23 protein-coding genes and 1 pseudogene are annotated in these 20,145 nt (G+C 70.3%); 5 read left to right on the plus strand and 19 right to left on the minus strand.

The features are described from left to right. Positions 1-103: 103 nt before the first annotated feature. The 14 genes from ACW7G5_RS01990 to ACW7G5_RS02055 form a co-directional block, all read right to left on the minus strand. Positions 104-1,036: a 2OG-Fe(II) oxygenase gene (locus ACW7G5_RS01990; RefSeq protein ID WP_457001356.1), complete on the minus strand. Its 933-nt coding sequence runs from the start codon at positions 1,034-1,036 to the stop codon at positions 104-106. After that, positions 1,033-2,757 (minus strand): phosphoenolpyruvate--protein phosphotransferase, encoded by a 1,725-nt coding sequence (gene ptsP / locus ACW7G5_RS01995; protein ID WP_457001357.1) that lies wholly within the window; start codon positions 2,755-2,757, stop codon positions 1,033-1,035. Before ptsP ends, ACW7G5_RS01990 begins: the two co-directional genes overlap by 4 nt. Next, positions 2,757-3,026 carry an HPr family phosphocarrier protein gene (locus ACW7G5_RS02000; RefSeq protein WP_457001359.1) on the minus strand — a complete coding sequence of 90 codons (270 nt, stop codon included), beginning with the start codon at positions 3,024-3,026 and terminating at the stop codon, positions 2,757-2,759. The genes ptsP and ACW7G5_RS02000 overlap by 1 nt, the downstream gene beginning before the upstream one ends. 12 nt (positions 3,027-3,038) lie before the next feature. After that, complete coding sequence (locus ACW7G5_RS02005; protein ID WP_457001361.1) at positions 3,039-3,431, minus strand: PTS sugar transporter subunit IIA; 393 nt, start codon at positions 3,429-3,431, stop codon at positions 3,039-3,041. Positions 3,432-3,531: 100 nt separating this feature from the next. After that, positions 3,532-4,401 carry an RNase adapter RapZ gene (rapZ, locus tag ACW7G5_RS02010; protein WP_457001362.1) on the minus strand — a complete coding sequence of 290 codons (870 nt, stop codon included), beginning with the start codon at positions 4,399-4,401 and terminating at the stop codon, positions 3,532-3,534. Continuing rightward, positions 4,401-5,357: an HPr(Ser) kinase/phosphatase gene (gene hprK, locus ACW7G5_RS02015; RefSeq protein WP_457001364.1), complete on the minus strand. Its 957-nt coding sequence runs from the start codon at positions 5,355-5,357 to the stop codon at positions 4,401-4,403. The genes rapZ and hprK overlap by 1 nt, the downstream gene beginning before the upstream one ends. Further along, positions 5,354-5,827 (minus strand): PTS sugar transporter subunit IIA, encoded by a 474-nt coding sequence (locus ACW7G5_RS02020; RefSeq protein WP_457001365.1) that lies wholly within the window; start codon positions 5,825-5,827, stop codon positions 5,354-5,356. Before ACW7G5_RS02020 ends, hprK begins: the two co-directional genes overlap by 4 nt. Positions 5,828-5,845: 18 nt before the next feature. Beyond that, entirely contained in the window at positions 5,846-6,175 is a 330-nt protein-coding gene (hpf, locus tag ACW7G5_RS02025) for a ribosome hibernation-promoting factor, HPF/YfiA family (protein ID WP_343255674.1), read from the minus strand. A 107-nt stretch (positions 6,176-6,282) separates the two neighbouring features. Further along, positions 6,283-7,710, minus strand: a complete 1,428-nt coding sequence (locus ACW7G5_RS02030; RefSeq protein ID WP_457001367.1) for an RNA polymerase factor sigma-54 — start codon at positions 7,708-7,710, stop codon at positions 6,283-6,285. Positions 7,711-7,745: 35 nt separating this feature from the next. Further along, a complete protein-coding gene (lptB, locus tag ACW7G5_RS02035) occupies positions 7,746-8,465 on the minus strand; it encodes an LPS export ABC transporter ATP-binding protein (protein ID WP_457001369.1) in 720 nt (239 codons plus the stop codon). Then, entirely contained in the window at positions 8,465-8,950 is a 486-nt protein-coding gene (gene lptA, locus ACW7G5_RS02040) for a lipopolysaccharide transport periplasmic protein LptA (RefSeq protein ID WP_457001371.1), read from the minus strand. Before lptA ends, lptB begins: the two co-directional genes overlap by 1 nt. Before the next feature lie 31 nt (positions 8,951-8,981). Next, positions 8,982-9,545: an LPS export ABC transporter periplasmic protein LptC gene (gene lptC, locus ACW7G5_RS02045; protein ID WP_457001373.1), complete on the minus strand. Its 564-nt coding sequence runs from the start codon at positions 9,543-9,545 to the stop codon at positions 8,982-8,984. After that, positions 9,542-10,093, minus strand: coding sequence for a KdsC family phosphatase (locus ACW7G5_RS02050; protein WP_457001374.1), 552 nt, complete (start codon positions 10,091-10,093; stop codon positions 9,542-9,544). Before ACW7G5_RS02050 ends, lptC begins: the two co-directional genes overlap by 4 nt. A gap of 10 nt (positions 10,094-10,103) precedes the next feature. Beyond that, positions 10,104-11,108 carry a KpsF/GutQ family sugar-phosphate isomerase gene (locus tag ACW7G5_RS02055; RefSeq protein ID WP_457001376.1) on the minus strand — a complete coding sequence of 335 codons (1,005 nt, stop codon included), beginning with the start codon at positions 11,106-11,108 and terminating at the stop codon, positions 10,104-10,106. A 125-nt stretch (positions 11,109-11,233) separates the two neighbouring features. Here ACW7G5_RS02055 and ACW7G5_RS02060 point away from each other — a divergent pair, with 125 nt between their 5' ends. Both ACW7G5_RS02060 and murA read left to right on the plus strand, forming a co-directional pair. Beyond that, a complete protein-coding gene (locus ACW7G5_RS02060; protein WP_457001378.1) occupies positions 11,234-11,470 on the plus strand; it encodes a BolA family protein in 237 nt (78 codons plus the stop codon). Further along, a complete protein-coding gene (murA, locus tag ACW7G5_RS02065) occupies positions 11,470-12,729 on the plus strand; it encodes a UDP-N-acetylglucosamine 1-carboxyvinyltransferase (protein ID WP_457001379.1) in 1,260 nt (419 codons plus the stop codon). Before ACW7G5_RS02060 ends, murA begins: the two co-directional genes overlap by 1 nt. Before the next feature lie 427 nt (positions 12,730-13,156). Here the strand turns inward: murA and ACW7G5_RS02070 are convergent, their stop codons facing one another. From ACW7G5_RS02070 to purM, 4 genes are read right to left on the minus strand one after another with little or no spacing between them, the layout of a single operon-like run. Then, positions 13,157-13,864, minus strand: a complete 708-nt coding sequence (locus ACW7G5_RS02070) for a DUF3108 domain-containing protein (RefSeq protein ID WP_457002822.1) — start codon at positions 13,862-13,864, stop codon at positions 13,157-13,159. A 9-nt stretch (positions 13,865-13,873) separates the two neighbouring features. Continuing rightward, positions 13,874-14,668 (minus strand): DUF3108 domain-containing protein, encoded by a 795-nt coding sequence (locus ACW7G5_RS02075; RefSeq protein WP_457001381.1) that lies wholly within the window; start codon positions 14,666-14,668, stop codon positions 13,874-13,876. A gap of 10 nt (positions 14,669-14,678) precedes the next feature. Next, a complete protein-coding gene (purN, locus tag ACW7G5_RS02080; protein WP_457001383.1) occupies positions 14,679-15,341 on the minus strand; it encodes a phosphoribosylglycinamide formyltransferase in 663 nt (220 codons plus the stop codon). 11 nt (positions 15,342-15,352) lie between these two features. Beyond that, complete coding sequence (purM, locus tag ACW7G5_RS02085; protein WP_457001385.1) at positions 15,353-16,399, minus strand: phosphoribosylformylglycinamidine cyclo-ligase; 1,047 nt, start codon at positions 16,397-16,399, stop codon at positions 15,353-15,355. Between the two features lie 113 nt (positions 16,400-16,512). On the opposite strand from purM, the gene ACW7G5_RS02090 reads away from it, so the two are divergent. The 3 genes and pseudogenes from ACW7G5_RS02090 (at position 16,513) to hda (ending at position 19,558) form a co-directional block, all read left to right on the plus strand. Then, entirely contained in the window at positions 16,513-17,580 is a 1,068-nt protein-coding gene (locus tag ACW7G5_RS02090; protein ID WP_457001387.1) for a DUF2066 domain-containing protein, read from the plus strand. 11 nt (positions 17,581-17,591) lie between these two features. Further along, a pseudogene (locus ACW7G5_RS02095) lies at positions 17,592-18,680 on the plus strand (AI-2E family transporter); the annotation flags it as partial. A 158-nt stretch (positions 18,681-18,838) separates the two neighbouring features. Continuing rightward, positions 18,839-19,558, plus strand: a complete 720-nt coding sequence (hda, locus tag ACW7G5_RS02100) for a DnaA regulatory inactivator Hda (RefSeq protein ID WP_457001388.1) — start codon at positions 18,839-18,841, stop codon at positions 19,556-19,558. A 58-nt stretch (positions 19,559-19,616) separates the two neighbouring features. On the opposite strand, the gene rnk is transcribed toward hda, so the two are convergent. Continuing rightward, positions 19,617-20,027, minus strand: a complete 411-nt coding sequence (gene rnk / locus ACW7G5_RS02105) for a nucleoside diphosphate kinase regulator (RefSeq protein ID WP_343275116.1) — start codon at positions 20,025-20,027, stop codon at positions 19,617-19,619. Between the last annotated feature and the right edge of the window lie 118 nt (positions 20,028-20,145).

Below are 20,145 nucleotides of genomic sequence, written 5' to 3' on the forward strand. Positions count from 1 at the left end.
CGCGTCGCGGAACGGTGATGCGCGACAGGGGTCAGGCGTTCATGCCTGCATTATCGCCCGCGCCGATCCCGCTGCCCACCCCGCGACCCGCTCGGCGATCCGCTCAGCGCCAGAGGCGTGCGCGGACCCGCCGCGCGGCGGCGAACAGCCGGCCCGCGAAGCTGCGGTCAAGCTCCGCCTGCAGTACACGCATGTCGCCGTACAGGCGGCGGTTGTGTGCGTCGCGACGCGCGAGCAGCTCGCGCAGCTCCTCGACGTCGCGACCGGTCAGCACGCGTCCCGGTGCGATGTGGGCAGGCAGCGGGCGATCGACATACATGGTGGAATGCGGCGATGCCGCCTCGTCCGCGGGCCGCTCGCGCGTATAGAAGTACAGCGCGATCGAGCGCCGGGTGAGCACGGCCCGCTCCGGCGGCAGGCGGATCGGCGGGAAGCCGTGCCAGCTGTGCTCGGTGGTTTCGAAGATCACGCAGCGGTTGTACGCCGGCGCGACCGAGACCACTTCGTCGGCCGCCGGGTCGTGGGGATCGCGATGGAGCTCGAGCGCGCCGCCCCAGTCGTCTTGCCACTCCGGGTTGAGGTACACGATCAGGTTCAGGCGCCGGTGCCAGCCGGTGGCTGGGTGGTGGTTGAAGTCGATGTGGTTGTCGAGGCTCTGGCCGTCGCGGTTCTCGTGGGTGCCGCCGCCGAAATAGCCGGGGTCGTAGAGCAGTCCGTCGATGCCGGTCAGGCGTCCGGCCAGCTCGAGGAACGCGGGCGACTGGATGCAGGCGTCCAGCCGGGCGTAGGCCTCGCCCAGCCCGCGGATCCGCTCGACCGTCGACTTGCCGCCGGCGACTCCGTCCTCGTTGAACGCGTTGCCGTGCTCGAAGGCCGGGAACTGCGCGAGCAGCGCCTCGACGAACGGGGGCGCGAAGAAGCCTTCGATCACGCAGTGGCGGAAAGGCGCGGCGGCGAGGAAGCGTTGCCGGATCGCGGCCGCCTCCGCGACGACGCCGGGCGCGACGATCCCGGCGAGGGCGTCGCCGGCCGTCACGGCGCGGCCGCCGCTGCCGCCAGCCAGCGCGCGATGCCGGCCTCGTCGCGCGCGCGCAGCAGCGCGGGTGTGCGCCGCCGCAGCCCGGCAAGGTCGAGCCTGCGGATTTCGCGGCGCACTTCCAGCAGCGTCGACGGATGCAGGCTGAACTCTTCCAGCCCCAGTGCCAGCAGCAGCGGGGTGAACAGCGGGTCGCCGGCCATCTCGCCGCAGACCGCGGCCGGCCGGCCGTGCGCCCGCGCGGTGGCCAGCACCTGGTGCAGCAGCTGGATCACCGCCGGGTGCAGCGGGCTGTGGAGTTCTTGCAGGGCGTCGTTGCCGCGGTCGGCCGCGAGCAGGTACTGCACCAGGTCGTTGGTGCCGATCGAGATGAAGTCGACCATGTCGATCAACGCCGGCAGCGCGATCGCGGCCGCCGGCACCTCGATCATCGCCCCCAGGGGAATGTTGTCGGCCACCGCATGTCCCTCGCGACGCAGGCGTGCGCCGACCTGGCGCACGAGGCGGCGTGCGGCGACCAGCTCTTCGCGCCGCGCCACCATCGGCAGCAGGATCCGCAGCGGGCCATAGCCCGATGCGCGCAGGATCGCGCGCAGCTGGGTGGCGAACACCTCGCGCCGGCGCAGGGCCAGGCGCACGCCGCGCACGCCCAGCGCCGGGTTGGGCTCGCCGGGCAGAACGAGCCCGCTGTCGTCGGCCTTGTCGGCGCCGACGTCCAGGGTGCGGATGGTCGCGATGCGCCCGGTCATGCCGAGGACCAGATCGCGGTAGGCGACGAACTGCTCGTCCTCGGAGGGCAGTTCGCTGCGCTGCAGGAACAGGTATTCGGTGCGGTAGAGGCCGATGCCGGCCGCACCGAGGGCGTGTGCTTCGGCCACGTCCTCGCGGGCCTCGGCATTCGCATACAGGCGGATGTCGACACCGTCCAGGGTGCGCGAGGGCTCGCGGCGCAGGCGGTGCAGCTGGCGCCGCTCGCGCTTGCCTTCGCGCACGCGTTCGCGGTGCGCAAGCAGGTCGTCGGCGCCGGGATCGACGATCACCAGCCCCGTCGTGCCGTCGATCATCAGCACGTCGCCGTCATTGACCTGCGCCAACGCCTGCGGCGCGCCCACCACCAGCGGGATGTGCAGGCTGCGCGCGAGGATGGCGCTGTGCGACAGCATGCTGCCGCCCGCGGTCACGATCCCGATCACGCCGCGCGCATGCAGCCGCGCGACTTCCGACGGCCCCAGGGCGTCGGACACCAGGATTTCGCCGGCCACGCCCGTCGGCCTGGCGTCGTGGCGGTGCAGCGCTGCATGGATGCGGCCGATGACGTGGTCGATGTCCTCGATGCGGCTGCGGAAATAGGGGTCGTCCATGCTCTCGAACACCGCGGCCAGGCGGTTGCGCTGCATGCGCAGCGCGTAATCGGCGCCGTAGAGGTCACGGGTGATGAGATCGTCCAGGCCCTGCAGCAGTTCGGGGTCGTCAAGCAGCAGGGCGTGCAGGTCGAGGAACTCGCCCACTTCCTTGGCGAGCGCGCCGTGCAGGCGCGAGCGCAGGTCGCGGAGATCGGCCCGCACCATGTCGATGGCTTCATGCAGGCGCGCCACCTCGCCGGGTGCCGCGGCGCGGGTGATGCGCTCTTCGGCGACTTCCAGCGCATGCGGCTGCCGCACCCGGGCGCGGCCCAGGGCGTTGCCCCGCGATGCGCCATGGCCGGGCAGCAGCTGGCGCATCAGCTGTCCTCGTCGAATCGCCGCTCGAACAGTCCGCACACGGCGTCGGCGGCGGCCACTTCGTCCGGCCCTTCGACGCCCAGCTTGACCGCGGTGCCGGTGCCGGCTGCGAGCAGCATCACCCCCATGATGCTCTTGGCGTTGACCTCGCGGCCCTTGGCGGTGAGGGTCGCGTTGACGTCGTAGTCCGACAGCAGCTGCACCAGGCGCGCGGTGGCGCGCGCATGCAGCCCCAGCCGGTTGGAGACGGTGAGTTCGCGTTCGATCATGGCAGTCCCGCCTCAGGCGTCATCGTGCACCACTCCATTGCGCGCGCCCGCGGCGGCCACCGCAGGCAGTTGGTCGAGCGGCAGCTCGGGATAGTTCAATACCCGCAGCAGCATCGGCAGGCTCAGCGCCGAGACGCGGCGCACCGGCGTGCCCAGGTGCGCCAGGCGCGCGGCGAGGTTGGCGGGGGTGGCGCCATAGACGTCGGTCAGCAGCAGCACGCCGTCGCCGCTGTCGGCGCGACGCAGGGCGGCGCTGGCGGTTGCCAGCATGGCGTCGGGATCGGCGTCATAGGACATCTCGAAGACTTCGATCGCAAGCGGCAGCGTACCCAGAAGCCGGCCCGCCACCGCCTTGAACGCGGTGCCGATGCCAACGTGGGTGATGAGCAGGATGCCGACGGCCATCGATACAAATTAACAGAGCCGCATGACCCTCAGGAAGCGGCGCGTGCGGAAGCCACGGGTTCCAGCGATGCGCAGGGCCGGTCCGCGCCGGGTCCGGAGATCAATCCAGCCCGCGGTGATGGGTGGCGACTTCCTTCCAGCCCTGCGCGCGCGCGTGTTCCGCGGCGGCCTCGGCCAGGTAGACCGAGCGGTGGCGGCCGCCGGTGCAGCCGAAGGCGACGGTGACGTAGCTGCGCGTGGACGAATGCATGCGCGGCAGCCAGGCGTCGAGGAACCCGTTGACATGCTGCAGGTACTCGGCGACCTCCGGCTGTGCCGCGAAGAACTCGCGCACCGGGCCGTCGCGACCCGACAGCGGCCGCAGGCGGGCATCCCAGTGCGGGTTGGTCAGGGCACGGGCGTCGAACACGAAGTCCGCGTCCGGCGGCACGCCGCGGCGGTAGGCGAAGGATTCGAACAGTAGCGACAGCGATGAATCCATGCTCAGCCCGAGGTCGGTCAGGACCCGGCGGCGCAGCTGGTGCACGTTCAATTCGCTGGTGTCGATGATGACGTCGGCCAGCGAGACCAGCGGGCGCAGCACTTGGCGTTCCAGCGCGATGGCATCCGACAGGGCCAGTCCAAGCCGGGTCAGCGGGTGCCGGCGGCGGGTGTCGGCGTAGCGCTTGAGCAGGATGTCGTCGATGGTGTCGAAGAACACCAGCTTCGGGTCGAAGCCCATCGCACCGACCGCGGACAGCCACTCCGGGATGCTGGCAAGGTCGCCGCGGCTGCGCACGTCGACTCCAACCGCGAGCTTCTGCGACGCGCGCTCGGGATGGGTGGCGCTGCGCACGAAGTCGGGCAGCAGCTCCGCCGGCAGGTTGTCGACGCAGTAGAAATCGAGGTCTTCGAGGGTGTTGAGGGCAACGGATTTGCCGCTTCCGGACATGCCGCTGACGATGATCAGCGAGTTGTTGGCGGTGTTCATTACATGCCCCGCTCAAGGAAGTGGGAGTGGCGCGCGAGGAAGGCCGAGGCCGGGTCCACGCCCTTGGCGCGCAGCACGTGCACGCGGGTCGCGGCTTCGGTCAGCACCGCGAGGTTGCGGCCGGGCATCACCGGCAGGGTGATCATCGGCACGTCCAGGTCCAGCACGCGGCGCGCGCCGAGGTCGCCGGTCAGGCGCACCATGCCGCTGGGGTCGCGTGCCTCGCGGGTGTCCTCGGGCCGTGCGAGATGGACGATCAGGCGCAGGTACTTGTTCCGCTTCACCGCGGTGTCGCCGAACATCTCGCGGATGTTGAGCACGCCAAGGCCGCGCAGCTCCAGCAGGTCCTGCAGCAGTTCGGGACAGGTGCCGTCGAGGACGTCGGGGGCGATCTGCGCGAACTCGGGGGCGTCGTCGGCGACCAGGCGATGGCCGCGGGTCACCAGCTCCAGCGCGAGCTCGCTTTTTCCGGTCCCGGACTCGCCGGTGACCAGCACGCCGATCGAGTAGATCTCCATGAACACACCGTGCAGCGTGACCCTGGCTGCCAGCGCACCGGCCAGGTGGTACTGCAGCACGTTGTACAGCTCATGGCCGCGGCGCTGCGACGACCACAGCGCGATGCCCGACTCTTCGGCCATCTCCACCAGGTCCTCGGGGCAGGGCTGGCCCTTGTTGACCACCAGCGCCAGCGGCCCGAACTGGAGGATCTTTTCCAGTGTTTCCCAGCGTTGCCTGGGTTCCAGGCCGTCGAGCCAGGCAAGCTCCTCGCTGCCGAGGATCTGCACCTTGTTGGGATAGATGATGTTGAGGTATCCGGCCAGCGACGGCCGGCGCGACACGGTGTCGACCGACTCGAGCTGGCGCGTGGCGCCGGCCCGGCCGGCGAGCCACTTCAGTTCAAGCCGTTCGCGGAGCTGGTCGAACAGCGCCTGCGCGGTGATCACCGCCTTCATGCCGATCGCGCCTCGGACGACCCACCCGAGCGCAGGAGCAGCGCACGCAGCGCGTTGATGTCCGGTGCGTGGCGTACTGACTGGCGGAAGTCGGTATCGGCGAACCGGCCCGCCAGTTCCGACAGGGTATCGAGGTGCTGCTGCGTGCGATCGCCGGGCACCGCCATGGCGAAGACCAGGTCCACCGGTTCGCCATCGCGCGCATTGAAATCGACCGGGTTCGCCAGCCTCAGGAAGGCGGCAAGCGGTTCGCTGCAGGAGTCGCTGCGGCAGTGCGGGATGGCGACGCCGTGGCCAATCGCGGTGCTGCCGACGGCTTCGCGGCCGCGAAGGCCGTTGGCGATCAGCAGGGTCCATTCCGGAGAGTCGCCGCCCAACAGGCGGGCGGCGACATCCAGGACCTGGTCACGGCTGCCGGGCGACACCACCTGCACGATGCGGCTGGCGGAGAGCAGGTCGGTGTATGGCATCCCCGGGCCTTCTGTGCCTCAGCCGAACTCGCCGTCGCGCACGGGATTCCCGCCGCGGCGATGGTGGTCGATCATTTTCTTCTTTTCCTTCACCAGCATCCGGTCGAGCTTGTCGGCGAGCAGGTCGATGGCCGCGTACATGTCGGCGGCGCGGGCATCGGCGTGGAGCGTCTTGCCGGCCACGCTGACGGTGGCTTCGGCGCGGTGGTCGGGCTTGTCGATGCTGAGCTGGGTGCGGACCTGCAGCGGCGGGTCATACAGCCGCGACAGGCGGCCAAGCTTGGTCTCGACGTAGTCGCGCAGTGCCGGGGTGACGTCCATCTGCTGGCCGTGGGTCTCGATGAGCATCGCAACCTCCTTCTCGGTGGGAGCCACAGCATCGCGCATGGCGGCGCAGTGGGTGTCATGGACAGGTTAACCCAGCCTCCGGGGGGCGGGAAGCGTCGACGTGGCGTTCAGGCGATCCGCACGCGCTCGTGCGAGGACGGGATGTTCAGCGCCTCGCGGTACTTGGCCACGGTGCGCCTGGCCACGGGAATGCCGCTGTCCTTCAGGCGTTCGGCCAAGCGTGCGTCGGAGAGCGGTTTGCGCGGATCTTCCGCATCTACCAGGCGCCGGATCATGTCCTGGATCGCGATGCTGGAGGCTTCGCCGCCGCCGCCGGTGTCGATTCCCGAGGCGAAGAATGCGCGCAGCGGGATGGTGCCGCGCGGCGTGTGTACGTGCTTGCGGGCAACCGCGCGCGACACGGTGGACTCGTGCATGCCGATCTGCGCCGCGACTTCGCGCAGGGTCAGCGGGCGAAGCGCCTGGGCACCGAACTCGAGGAAGCCCGACTGCTCGCGCACCAGGCAGTGGACCACCTTGAGCAGGGTTTCGCCACGGGCCGCGAGGTTCTTCAGCAGCCAGCGCGCTTCCTGCAGCCGTCCGCGCAGGTAGCCGGCGTCGGCGCCGACGGTGTGCTGCAGCATCTGTTCGTAGCCGCGATGGATGGTCAGGCTGGCGTGGCGGCCGCCGGCCAGCGACACCTTCCAGATGCCGTTATGGCGCGAGATGCTGCAGTCGGGCACCACGTAGGTGTCGTGCGGCATGCCGCCGATGCTGGAGCCGGGCCGCGGGTCGAGGCTGCGGATCAGCTGCAGCGCCATGTTGGCTTCGTCCTCGCTGCAGTGCAGGGCGTCGGCAAGGCCCGGGGCGCCGAGTTTGGCGATGCGTTCGATCAGGGTGGCCACCGCGCGCCGTGCCACCGCGTGGCCGGGCGTGTCGGGGGGCAGGGCGTCCAGCTGCAGCAGCAGGCACTCGCCGAGGTCGCGCGCGCCGACGCCGGTCGGGTCCAGTCGCTGCACCCGCTGCAGCACGGCGCTGATCTCGGCTTCATCGCACTGCAGGTCGGGGGCCATCGCTTCGGAGATGGCGGAAAGTGGCTCGCGCAGGTAGCCATCGTCGTCGATGGCGTCGACCAGGGCCTCGCCGATGGCGAGTTCGCGCGGCGACAGGTGGCTGAGGTTGAGCTGCCATGACAGATGGCCGCGCAGGGTTTCGGACTGGGCGATGCGCTCGGAGGCGTCGCTGCCCGCATCACCGTCGCCGCCACTGCTTCCACGCCCGCTGTCGGCCCATGCGCTGTCGCGCTCGACATCCCAGTCATGGTCGCTTGCCGCGCTTTCGGTCCCGGCGCGCTGGTCCTCGCTGCCGGATCCGTCTTCCGCCGATGCGGACAGTGGCGAGGATTCGTCCCATTCCAGCAGCGGATTGCTCTCGACGGCCGCAGTGATCTCGGCTTCAAGTTCGGGGATCGGGAGTTGCAACAGATGCAGCGCCTGACGCAGCTGCGGCGTCAGTACCAGGTGCTGTCCCAGCGATGTCTGCAAACGAGGCTTCACGGCGTTCCCGATCAAGCGGGGACGCACCCTCCGGTTTACAGTCGGAAGGACTCCCCGAGGTAGACCCGGCGCACGTCCGGGTCGGCCAGCAGCGCGTCCGGAGCCCCCTGCGCGAGCACGCCACCATCACTGAGGATATACGCGCGGTCGCAAATGCCCAAGGTCTCGCGCACGTTGTGGTCGGTGATCAGCACGCCGATGCCGCGATTTTTCAGATGGCGGACGATGCGCTGGATCTCGCCGACCGAGATCGGGTCGACGCCGGCGAAGGGTTCGTCGAGCAGGATCAGGCTTGGACGGGCCGCGAGTGCGCGGGCGATTTCCACCCGCCGCCGCTCGCCGCCGGAAAGGCTCGCGCCATGCTGGCCGGCCACGTGGGTGACCTGCAATTCGTCCATCAACGAGGCGAGTTCGGCCTCGCGGCCCTTGCGGTCCAGGTCTTCGCGCAGCTCGAGCACCAGCATGATGTTGTCGGCCACGCTGAGCTTGCGGAACACCGAAGGTTCCTGCGGCAGGTAGCCGACGCCCAGGCGCGCGCGCCGGTGCATCGGTTCGCCGGTGATGTCGCGGCCGTCGAGCACGATGCGTCCGGCATCGGCTGGGACCAGGCCGACGATCATGTAGAAACAGGTGGTCTTGCCGGCGCCGTTGGGGCCGAGCAGGCCGACGACTTCGCCCGCTTCCAGGGTCAGCCCGAACTCGCGCACCACTTCGCGCTGGCCATAGCGCTTGCGCAGGCCTTCGGCGACCAGCATCAGCCGCCGTCCTGGCCGTCCTGGCCGTCCTTGGCACCCTTGGGCAGGATGCGGGTGCGGATCTGCTGGCCGTCCTGGCCGCCACCCTGCACGCGGCCGGTGGCCATGTTGTAGACGATGCGACCGCCGGCCATGGTGCCGCGGCCGGGCTGGTTGATCTCGACGTTTCCGGTGAAGACCACGGTTTCGGTCTGCAGGTTGTAGTCGACGGTGCTGGCGGTGGCATCGATCGCGCCGCCGTCGTCGAGGTCCTGCTGCAGGCGCACCGGCGACCCCGTCAGGATCACCTTCTGGATGTCGCCACCGCCGCGACGCACGTCGGCCTTGGCGGCGCGCACATCGAGGGTGCCCTGCACGATGCGCACGTTGCCGGTGAAGACGCAGGGACTGCCGTCGTCGGCCAGCGAACAGTCCTGGCTGTTGGAGGTCAGGTCCATCGGCTGGCTGCGGTCGCTGGATTTCGCCCACGCGGGCGCGGCGGACATCGCCGCGGCGATGGCGAGAAGCGTCGTGAGGCTAGCGGCGCGTGGGGACATAGCGGGTCTGGACCTTGGAGGTGAGCTGGAAGCGTTTGTCGGCCAGGTCGGCTTCCATGCCCGTGCCGCGCATTGTAGTGCCGGGCTGGGTGATGGTCACGGCGGCGTCGCTGCGGGCCCGGCGCTGGCCCGGGAACACGTCCAGGGCCTCGGTTTCCATGCGCATTTCGCGGGTGCCGGCGGGGTCGGATACCACCACCACCTCGCCACGCAGGCGCATCTCCTCGCTGTCGGCGCTGATCCAGCCGGTGGCTGCGCGCAGGTCCCAGTACAACTCGCTGCCTTCTTCGGGCAGCAGGAAGACCGGTTCGCGCAGCGACATGGTTTCGTCCACGGGATTGCGATGCAGGTGCGGGGCGCGGAGGGTGAAGGCTTCCCGGCCATCGCTGTCGAGCGACACCAGCTGGAAGTCCTCGAGGATGTAGTCGGAGCGGTCGCTGGTCGTGGTTGCATCGTCGACTTCGGCGTGCTGCCGCCATGCCGACCAGCCGCTGGCGATCGCGGCAACCAGCAACACGAGGATCATCGCGGCGCGCCAGTTCATTGGCGCGCCGTCCCGGCGTCATCGACGGCGTCGTCGCTGCGCGCGGCCAGCAGCAGGTCGCAGAACTCGCGCGCCGCGCCGCGGCCACCGCGGGCCGAGGCCTGCCAGTGCACGCGGCCGAGGATCGCGGGATGGGCGTCGGCCGGCGCCGCGGCCAGGCCGGCGCCGGAGAGCACGGCGAGGTCGGTCAGGTCGTCGCCCATGAACGCCACCTCGTCGGCGGCCAGCCCCAGGCGCTCGCGCAGGCCGTCCACGCAGGCCTGCTTGTCCTTGATGCCGGTGTGGGCCTCGACGCCGAGGTCGCGGGCGCGGATTTCCGCCGCCGGGCTGGTGCGCGCGGTAACGAACGCGACCGCGATGCCGGAGCGGCGCAGCAGCGAGATGCCCAGGCCGTCATGGACGTGGAAGGCCTTGGTCTCGGTGCCGTCGCTGGCGATGTACAGGCGGCCGTCGGTCAGGGTGCCGTCGACGTCGAAACAGACCAGCCGGATGCGCGCGGCGCGCGCGAGCAGCGCGGGGGAGGGGGAGGCGGGAGGCGAGGTCGACATGGACGCGCGATCACACCACGCGCGCGCGCAACAGGTCGTGAATGTTCAGCGCGCCGACCGCGCGGCCATCGCCGTCCACCACCACCAGCCCGCCGATCTTGTGGGCTTCCATCAGCTGCGCGGCCTCGGCGGCGAGCGCGTCGGGACCGATGGTCCGCGGGTCGCGGGTCATCACGTCCGAGATCGGCGTGGTGCGCACGTCGATGCCGGCGTCCAGGCTGCGGCGCAGGTCGCCGTCGGTGTACAGGCCGAGCAGGCGGCCGTCGCCATCCACCACGGCGGTCATGCCCAGCATCTTGCGGCTGATCTCGGCCAGCGCTTCGCTCACGGTCGCGTCGGCGTGGATGCGGGGCACGGCGTCGCCGGTGTGCATGACGTCGGCGATGTGCAGCAGCAGGCGTCGACCGAGCGCGCCGGCGGGGTGCGAGCGGGCGAAGTCGTCGGCTGTGAAGCCGCGCGCCTCGAGCAGGGCCACTGCGAGCGCATCGCCCATCGCCAGCGAGGCGGTGGTGCTGGATGTCGGCGCCAGGTGCAGCGGGCAGGCCTCCTCGGGCACGCTGACGTCGAGGTGCACGGCCGCCGCCCGGGCGAGCGTGGAGCCGGGGCGCCCGGTCATCGCCACCAGTGCGTTGCCCTGGCGCTTGAGCACCGGCAGCAACTGCAGCAGTTCGTCGGATTCGCCCGAGTAGGACAGCGCCAGCACGATGTCGGCGTCGGTGACCATGCCGAGGTCGCCGTGGCCGGCTTCGCCGGGGTGCACGTAGAACGCGGGCGTGCCGGTGGATGCCAGGGTGGCGGCGATCTTGCGTGCCACGTGGCCGGACTTGCCCATACCCGTGCAGACCACGCGGCCGCGGCAGGCCAGGAGCAGGCTGCAGGCGCGCGAGAAATCGCCATCGATGCGCGCGGCCACGGCCGCGAGGCCGCGGGCCTCGATGGCGAACACACGGTGGCCACTGGCCGCGAAGTCATGCGCGGCCGCGGCGTTCTCGGACTGTTTTCTGGTGCCGGACATTACGGGCCGGGCCCTTATTCGTTATGCTAACCCGTTCATCTTACGCGGATTTGTCCCCCGGCCTGCGGCCACCCGCGCCGCCGGCGGCAGGCCGCTTACATGCCCTTCATGACCGGGACGACACCTTGAACGCAGACACCATCCGCAATCTCATCGAACAGGGCCTGCCCGGCGCGGAGGTCGAGGTGCGCGGCGATGACGGCGTGCATTTCGAGGCGCTGGTGGTGCATCCGGACTTCGCCGGTCGCCTGCCGCTGGCGCGCCATCGCATGGTCTACGCCACCCTGGGCGCGCTGATGGGCAACGAGATCCACGCCCTGGCGCTGCGCACCCTGACGCCGGACGAGCAGCGGCCGGCCTGATGCAGAAGATCGTTGTCGAAGGCGGGGTGCCCCTGGAGGGCGAGGTCCGCGTGTCCGGCGCCAAGAACGCCGTGCTGCCCATCCTGTGCGCGACGCTGCTGGCCGATGAGCCGGTGGAGATCCGCAACGTGCCGCACCTGCACGACGTGGTCACGACCGCGCGCGTGCTCGACGGGCTTGGCGCCGGCGTCACCCACGACGCCGACGGCAGCCACATGGTGGTCGACCCGCGCAGCGTCGACAGCCACATCGCGCCCTACGAACTGGTACGCACCATGCGTGCGTCGGTGCTGGTGCTGGGCCCACTGGTCGCCCGCCACGGCGCCGCCGAGGTCGCGCTGCCGGGCGGCTGCGCCATCGGCTCGCGCCCGGTCGACCTGCACATCCGCGCGCTGGAAGCGCTGGGGGCACGGATCACGGTCGAACACGGCTTCATCAACGCGCGTGCCGGCCGCCTGCAGGGTGGGCACGTGGTTTTCGACACGGTGAGCGTCGGCGCGACCGAAAACCTGCTGATGGCGGCGACGCTCGCGCAGGGCACCACGGTGATCGACAACGCCGCGCGCGAGCCGGAAATCGTCGACCTTGCCGACTGCCTGATGGCGATGGGCGCCGATATCGAAGGCGCGGGCGATTCGCGCATCGTCGTGCGCGGCGTCGACCGCCTGCACGGTGCGCGCCATGACGTGGTCGCCGACCGCATCGAGGCCGGGACGTTCCTTGTGGCCGCAGCCATCACCGGCGGCCGGGTCACGGTGACCCATGCGCGCCCGGACACCATGGACGCCGTGCTGGAAAGGCTTGCCGCCGCTGGCGCCGACATCACCATCGACGGTGACCGCATCACCGCCGACATGCGCGGCCGCCGACCGCGCGCGGTCGACATCACCACCGCCCCGCACCCCGGGTTCCCGACCGACATGCAGGCGCAGTTCATGGCCATGGACTGCATCGCCGGAGGCATGGCGACGATCGACGAGACGATCTTCGAGAACCGCTTCATGCACGTGAACGAGCTGATGCGCCTGGGCGCGGAGATCCACGTCGACGGCAACCGGGCCACGGTCACCGGCGTCGAGCGCCTGAGCGGCGCACCGGTGATGGCCACCGACCTGCGTGCGTCGGCGTCGCTGGTGCTGGCCGGGCTGGTGGCCGAGGGCGAGACCGTGATTGATCGGGTCTACCACCTGGACCGCGGCTACGAACATATCGAGCGCAAGCTGTCGGGGCTGGGCGCGCGGATCCGCCGCATCGATTGAGGGGATACGAAAGGTTTTTCTCCCGGTTGAGGGAGAGGCTTACGGCCGGCTAGGCGGAGTGGCTGGTTCTTCTCGAGGCTCTGCGGTGCTGACGTGACAGTTGGGGCGTTGTTGCGCCGGGAGCTGCTCCGTCCTGGTCCGCGCAGCCCGTCCCGCGCACAGGGGGTGTGCTCCCCCGGCCTGTCCGCGTCCTGCTCCCAAGGCCGGCCGCCGGCCATCCATGGCCGGCTGTACGCACACCCCCTGTGCATGGGACGGGCCGTGGCGTTTCTTGGCTTCGGGACGAAGGTCAAGAGCGGGCAGCGCGGACCCTCCCGAAGCAATCAACCGAAAGCCCCCTCAATCGGGATAAGAACCATACAAAAGGGCCCCGCGATGCAGGGCCCTTGTCGTATGGGTGCCGCGGCTTTTCGTCCAGCGGCGCCGGTCAGTCGACCGACGTCAGCTGCAGGTCCACATGGTCGCGACCATCCCGGCGCTGCAGCACCCGCGCCGGCACCGGCAGGCCATCCACGACCCAGGCGATGATTTCGCGCTTGCCGTCCTTGCGCACCACGCGCGTGGCCTGGTGCGATTTGCCGCCGACCTGGATGGTTTCTTCGCCGGCGACCTGGAAGGTCTGGCGCTTGACCCGGCCGTCCTCGACCAGCCGGTAGTCGAGTGGTTTGCCCGCGGCCACGTCGCGCACCAGGACCAGGTTCATCAGCATGCCGTCGAGATCGCCGGCGCGCAGTTTCACCGGCCCCGCGCGATCGTCCTTGACGTCGCCGGTCCAGCGCGCTTCGCCCCGGTCCCAGTCGTAGTCTGCGGTCACCGTCTTGCTCTTGACCAGCATCGCCGCAAGGCCGCTGGTGCCACGCTGGCTGTCGACGCTCTTGAGCGGGCGCCATTGCTTGCCGTCGACCTCGAACGTGGTGCTCTGTTCCAGCTCCGCGCCCATGCCGCCGATATCGATGCGGTATTCCCAGCGATCCTTGCCGACGCTGGCCAAGGTCATTTTCGCGGTCGCTTCCATGCCCATGTACTTGGCCTGGTAATCGGCGCTGAACGCTTCGATCGCGAGGGCGGGCGTGAATGCGAGGGCCAGCGACAGGCCGGCACCGATCATCGCGGCACGGCCGCGCAGGGATTTCATGTACTGCATCTATTGGACTCCTTGGTATTCGACCAGCCGCAGGTCGATGGCGTCTTCGCCGTTTTCCCTCTGCAGGATGCGGACCGGCGTGGGTACGCCGCGCGCTACCCAGAAGATCGTTTCATCATTGCCGCCGTTGGTGCGTGAAACCCGCAGGGCCTGGTAGGACAGACCGTCGACTTCGACGTGCTCGGGGACCCCGGCCACCGAGTACTGGTGGTCACGCACGCGGCCGCCGTCCACGAACCGGTAGCCAAGGCTGCGCCCGGGCTCGGCATCGCGGACGATCGCGAGGTTGATCAGCAGGCCACTCATGTCGCCTTGCTGCAGCGCCACCGGCTCCCGGCGGGTTTCCTTGATGTCACCGCTCCACCTGGCGACGCCCGCATCCCAGTCGTACACGCCCTCGATTTCGCGGCCCATGAACAGGGCCTTGCGCCGGGTGTTCTGGCGGAGTGGGCGGTAGCGATCGTCGACCACGTCGAACACGGTGCCCTGGTCGATATCCAGGCGCACCCAGCGCGCAAGGCCGCGGTTTCCTGTCACGTCGAGGTCGATCTGCCAGTGCCCGCCATCCAGGCGCGTGAGGCGCATGCTGGCGGTGCCGGCGGGCTTGCCCTTGTTCCAGGCGTCGTAGGTCGCGACGAAGGGCTGCAGCGCGGGTGGGCCGTGGTCATCGGGGGCCGCGGCCGCGTCCAGCGAGGCCGCCGACGCTTCGCGGGCAGGGACCTGGTTGGCCGCCGCGGGCGCTGGCACGCAGACGGCAAGCAAGGCCGCCAGCCCGATATGGAAGAAGGTGTTCATGACCGGCGGATCATGCCCACAGGCGGTTGGCTGCCAGCTGAAGCGGCGCCTGCAGGGCCTGGCCGTCGAGCTCGACCGTGGCGCCGCGAAGGCGGATGCGGCCGGAGCACAGCAGCTCCAGCGCCGAGATCATCAGCGGATGCTCGACCCCGAGGACCCGGCGCGCGAGGGCGTCGGCGTCGTCGTCCGGCAGCACCGGCACCCGCGCCTGCGCAATCACCGGGCCGCCGTCGAGGTCGGCGCTGACGAAGTGCAGGCTCGCGCCGTGCTCCGCCACTCCGGCATCCAGTGCCCGTGCATGCGTGTCCAGGCCCTTGAACGCAGGCAGCAGCGAAGGGTGGATGTTGACGATCCGTCCCTCCCAGGGCGCGATCGCGTCGGCCCCGAGCAGGCGCATGTATCCGGCACAGATGATGAAGTCCGGCTCCACGGCTGCAACCGCGGCGAACAGCGCAGCGTCGAACTCGCCACGGCTGGCGAAGTCGCGAGGGCGCAGCGCGCGCGCCGGGATGCCCGCGTCGCGTGCGCGTTCGAGCGCAAAAGCCCTGGTGCGGTCACCGAAGACTCCGGCCACCCGCGCATGCAGGCGACCGTCGGCGACCGCATCGAGGATCGCCTGCAGGTTGCTGCCGCGGCCCGAAGCCAGCACTGCCAGGCGGGGGGTTGCGGCCACGGATACTGCGCTCAGCCGATGCGCACGCGGGGCGTGCCGGCATCTGCCGGCACCACCGAACCGATCGTCCAGTGCGCGAGCGACAGCGCCTGGAGCGCGGCCGAAACCGCGGGCGCACGCGCCGGGTCCACCACCAGCACGAAGCCGATGCCGCAGTTGAAGGTGCGCCACATCTCTTCGGGAGCCACCGCGCCTTCGCGCTGCAGCCATTCGAACACCGCGGGCATCGCCCAGGCGCCGGCATCGATGTCGACGCCCAGCCCGTCGGGCACCACGCGCACGATGTTCTCGGTCAGGCCGCCACCGGTGATGTGTGCCATGGCGTGGATGGACGCGCCTTCGGCGCCGCGCAGCAGTTCCAGCACCGGCTTCACGTACAGCGCGGTGGGCGCCATCAGCGCGTCTTCCAGGCGCACGCCGCCGAGGTCGGTGTCGCCGGGGCGGCCGGCGCGGTCGTAGATGCGGCGGATCAGCGAATAGCCGTTGGAGTGCGGGCCGCTGGAGGCGATGCCGATGAGCACGTCGCCGGCGGCGACGCGGCCACCGTCGCGCAGTTCGGACTTCTCGACGGCACCCACGGTGAAGCCGGCCAGGTCGTACTCGCCGGGGGCGTACATGTCGGGCATCTCCGCGGTTTCGCCGCCGATCAGCGCACAGCCCGCCAGCTCGCAGCCCTTCGCGATGCCGCCGACCACCGCCACCGTGGTGTCGATGTCGAGCTTGCCGGTGGCGAAGTAGTCGAGGAAGAACAGCGGCTCGGCGCCCTGCACCAGCACGTCGTTGACGCACATGCCGACCAGGTCGATGCCGATGGTGTCGTGGCGGCCGAGCTGCTGCGCGAGCTTGAGCTTGGTGCCGACGCCGTCGGTGCCCGAGACCAGCACCGGCTCGCGGTACTTGCCCGACAGGTCGAACAACGCGCCGAAGCCGCCCAGCCCACCCATCACCTCGGGGCGGAAGGTGCGCTTCACCAGCGGCTTGATGCGTTCGACGACTTCATTGCCCGCGTCGATGTCGACGCCGGCGTCACGGTAGGTCAGCGGAGTGGGGCTGGTCACGATGGCTCGCCGCGCAGGAAAACGGCGATTTTAGCAGCCTCGAGGCCAACTTCATGGACGCGGCGGCGCGGCTGCGGCACCATTCCTGCCTGACACTGGTCCAGGGAACGACGATGCCCAAGGCGTTGCTGCTCGCGCTGCTCCTCGCACTTCTGCTCCCGGGCTGGGCCCATGCCCAGCGCGTGGAGGGCGATCGCGCCGGGGCCAGTGGCCTGTACCAGGCCGAAGTCACGGTTGGCAGCCAGGCGGAGGCGGCGCGGCAATCCGGCTTTTCGCGCGCGCTGGCGCAGGTCCTGGGCAAGCTTTCGGGCGATGCCGGCGTCGCCAGGCGCCCGGGGGTTTCGCGCGAACTGCGTCGCGCAGGTGATTTCGTCGAAGGCTACGACTACCGCCAGGACGAAGGCCGTTCGGCCGCCGGTTCGCCGACCTACAGCACGGTGCTGGTGGTGCGTTTCCGCGAGGACGAGGTCCAGGCCGTCGCCGGCGCGCTCGGCCTGCCGCTGTGGCCGGAGCCGCGGCCGAAGCCCGTGCTGTGGCTGGCGATCGACGACGGCAGCGGCCCGCGCCTGGTTGCGCTGGGGCAGAACAACGTGGCGCGGCCGGTGCTGGACCGGGCGATCGAGCGCGGCTACCGCCTCGGCCTGCCCAACGGCACGGCGGCCGAGAAGGCCGCAGTGGGCGCGATCTGGCGTGGCGATACCGCGGCGATCTCGCGCATTTCCGCGCGCTACAGCCCGCCGATGCAGCTGGTCGGCAAGCTCTATCGCGCCGGTGGCGGCTGGAAGGCCGACTGGACTTTCATCGACAACGGCCGCGTGCTCGCGACCTGGTCCGAAGAAGATGCGCAGGCGCGCCGCGCCATTGCCTCGGGCGCGGATGGTGCAGCCAATGCGCTGGTGCGTCGCTATGCCAAGGCCAGCCCCGTGGGCGAGCCCGCGGTCGAACGCGTGGTGGTGACCGGCATCAACAGCGCCAACGACTTCGTGCGCCTGTCCTCCTGGCTGCAGTCCACTTCGGTGGTGCGCGGCATCCGGCCGCTGCGGGCGACGCCCAACAGCCTTGAGCTCGAACTCGACCTGCTGACCGGCCTCGCGGGCTTCCGTCGCGTGCTGGATGAAGCGGTGCTGGTCGAGTCGGGCGGCAACATCGAGGGCGTGCCGCCCGAGTTCTACCTGCGCTGAGGACCTGGATCATGGACGAACACGCTGACGTGGTGGTTTCGCGCTTCCTCATGCGCCTGCAGTGGGCGCTGCTGCTCTGCGCCATCGGCTGGCTGGTGTGGCGGCTGGGCCCGGTGCTGACGCCGTTCGTGTTCGCGGCGCTGCTGGCCTGGATGGGCGACCCGCTGGTCGACCGCCTCGAGGAGGCCGGGCGCTCGCGCAACATCGCCGTGGTGATGGTGTTCACCGTGATGGTGCTGTTCCTGGTGCTTGCGCTGGTGATCCTGGTGCCGATGATCGCGGGCCAGATCAGGATCCTGGGTGAAGCCCTGCCGGGCTATCGCGACTGGCTGTTGCAGAGCGCCCTGCCGTGGCTCGAGGCGCGTACCGGGGTCGATATCGACGCCTGGATGGATCCGGCGCGGATGCTGGACTTCTTCCGCGAACACTCCGAGCGCGCTGGCGGCATCGCCGCGACCGCCTTGGGCGTGGTCTCGCGTTCGGGCATGGCGATGGTGACCTGGGCGGTCAACATCGTGCTGATCCCGGTCATCACCTTCTTCTTCCTGCGCGATTGGGACCTCATGGTCGAGCGCGTGGCCTCGGTGATCCCCCGTGACCATGTGGACACGGCGAGCCGGCTGGCGCGCGAGTCCAGCGACGTGCTGGGCGGCTTCCTGCGCGGGCAGTTCCTGGTGATGGTGATCCTGGGCGTGATGTACGGCCTCGGCCTGTGGCTCGTGGGCCTGGAGCTGGGCCTGCTGATCGGCCTGATCGCCGGCCTGTTCACCTTCATTCCCTACATCGGCCCGGCCACCGGCATCGTCCTTGGCATCATCGCGGCGCTGATCGAGTACGGGGACTGGCAGCACCTGCTGGGCGTGTCGGTGGTGTTCGGCCTGGGCCAGCTGATCGAGAGTTACTGGCTGACGCCGAAGCTGGTCGGCGACCGCATCGGGCTGCATCCGGTGGCGGTGATCTTCGCGGTGATGGCCGGTGGCGTGCTGTTCGGCTTCGTGGGCATGCTGATCGCGCTGCCGGGGGCGGCGGTGGTCAACGTCATGCTGCGTTTCGCGCATGAGCGCTACACCGCCAGCAAGCTCTATGCCGGCCGCGCCGCCGAGGCGGACACGGGCGTGCTGGTGGACACCAGCGTTGGCGTGGCCGGTGGGCTGCCGGCGCACCTGCTGGTTCCGGCCACGGCCGTGGCCGGGGCGCCGATGGACCCCGCCGACATGCCCGCGGGGGGTGTCGAGCCCGGGCCGGCCCGCGACGGCGCGTGAACCGGCAGCTGCCGCTGGCGCTGCGCTATCCCCCGGACCAGCGTTTCGACACCTTCGTGGATGCGCCGCCTGGTGCGATCGGGCAGCTGCGCATGCTGGTCGCCGGCAGCGGCGAGTGGCTGTATCTCGATGGCGCGGCGGGCACCGGCAAGACGCACCTGGCGCTGGCGGCGTGTGCGGAAGCCGACGCCCCGGGACGCCGCGCAACCTACCTTCCGCTGGCGCTGGCCGCGGGGCGCCTGCATGAAGCGCTGGAATCGCTGGGGGACGGCCCCGGGCTGGTCGCTTTGGACGGACTCGAGGCGATCGCCGGCCGGCGTGACGACGAGGTCGCGCTGTTCGAGTTCCACAATCGCGCCCGCGCCGCGGGAAGCAGCGTGCTCTACACCGCGTCCGCGGCCCCGGCGGCGCTGCCTCCGGGGCTGCCGGACCTGCGCTCACGCTTGGCCCAGTGCGTACGCATCCCCTTGCAGCCGCTGGACGACGCCGGCCGCGCCGAGGTGCTGCGCCTGCGGGCGCGACGGCGCGGCCTGCAGTTCGACGAGGCCGCGATCGGCTGGTTGCTCAGGCGTGCCGGACGTGACCTGGCTGGCCTGACGACCCAGCTTGATGCGCTGGACCGGGCGTCGCTGGCGGCGCAGCGGCGGGTGACGGTGCCGTTCCTGCGCGAAGTGCTCGGGCCGAATGTCGGCCACGGGCCGCTTCAGGAGTCGTGAGCACTCCGCTGGGGAGGATGCCTGGCAGGGGCCATGGCTCCGATGCGCGGACCGGTGCTCAGCGGTGGTATTCGCCCGCGCGCTCGGGCTGGTAGGTCACTTCCTCGATCAGCACCTTGATGGCGCCGCCGCCGGGCTTGGGCCATTCCATCTCGTCGCCCTGGGACAGGCCGAGCAGGGCGCTGCCCACAGGGGCCAGCACCGAGATGCGGTCGGCGCTGCCGTTGGCATCGCGCGGATAGACCAGGGTGAGCTGGAAGCTCTCATCCGGGCCCACGCGGAAGCGGACCGTGGAATTCATGGTCACCGTGGTGGAGGGGACGTCCTTGGGGGCGACCACGTCGGCGCGCAGCAGCTCGGCCTCGAGCGCGTCGCGGCCGGGGAAGGCGCCGTCGGGAAGGGATTCGAGCAGGCTCTCCAGGCGCTCGGAATCCAGCGTCGAGATGGTGATCTTGGGTCGGGTGTTCACGCGTGCGTCTCCTGACAATGCGCTTTCCGCCAGCAACGCGCCCCGGGCGACGTCTCGCGTCGGCCGGGGCGCGGGTGGGCTGGCGGCTATTGGTGTTCGTTGCCGTCAATGTAGCTGC

The sequence above is a fragment of the Luteimonas sp. A501 genome, from assembly GCF_054052085.1.

Coding starts and splice junctions, on each gene's coding strand:
- rapZ (WP_457001362.1), bottom strand. CDS start 4,401: ATGAACACCGCCAACAACTCGCTGATCATCGTCAGCGGCATGTCCGGA.
- ACW7G5_RS02020 (WP_457001365.1), bottom strand. CDS start 5,827: ATGCCATACACCGACCTGCTCTCCGCCAGCCGCATCGTGCAGGTGGTG.
- ACW7G5_RS02070 (WP_457002822.1), bottom strand. CDS start 13,864: ATGAAATCCCTGCGCGGCCGTGCCGCGATGATCGGTGCCGGCCTGTCG.
- hpf (WP_343255674.1), bottom strand. CDS start 6,175: ATGCTCATCGAGACCCACGGCCAGCAGATGGACGTCACCCCGGCACTG.
- ACW7G5_RS02075 (WP_457001381.1), bottom strand. CDS start 14,668: ATGAACACCTTCTTCCATATCGGGCTGGCGGCCTTGCTTGCCGTCTGC.
- ACW7G5_RS02000 (WP_457001359.1), bottom strand. CDS start 3,026: ATGATCGAACGCGAACTCACCGTCTCCAACCGGCTGGGGCTGCATGCG.
- ACW7G5_RS02005 (WP_457001361.1), bottom strand. CDS start 3,431: ATGGCCGTCGGCATCCTGCTCATCACCCACGTTGGCATCGGCACCGCG.
- ACW7G5_RS02055 (WP_457001376.1), bottom strand. CDS start 11,108: ATGTCCGGCACCAGAAAACAGTCCGAGAACGCCGCGGCCGCGCATGAC.
- murA (WP_457001379.1), top strand. CDS start 11,470: ATGCAGAAGATCGTTGTCGAAGGCGGGGTGCCCCTGGAGGGCGAGGTC.
- ACW7G5_RS02050 (WP_457001374.1), bottom strand. CDS start 10,093: ATGTCGACCTCGCCTCCCGCCTCCCCCTCCCCCGCGCTGCTCGCGCGC.
- lptC (WP_457001373.1), bottom strand. CDS start 9,545: ATGAACTGGCGCGCCGCGATGATCCTCGTGTTGCTGGTTGCCGCGATC.
- ptsP (WP_457001357.1), bottom strand. CDS start 2,757: ATGCGCCAGCTGCTGCCCGGCCATGGCGCATCGCGGGGCAACGCCCTG.
- ACW7G5_RS02090 (WP_457001387.1), top strand. CDS start 16,513: ATGCCCAAGGCGTTGCTGCTCGCGCTGCTCCTCGCACTTCTGCTCCCG.
- hprK (WP_457001364.1), bottom strand. CDS start 5,357: ATGAAGGCGGTGATCACCGCGCAGGCGCTGTTCGACCAGCTCCGCGAA.
- lptB (WP_457001369.1), bottom strand. CDS start 8,465: ATGCTGGTCGCCGAAGGCCTGCGCAAGCGCTATGGCCAGCGCGAAGTG.
- lptA (WP_457001371.1), bottom strand. CDS start 8,950: ATGTCCGCCGCGCCCGCGTGGGCGAAATCCAGCGACCGCAGCCAGCCG.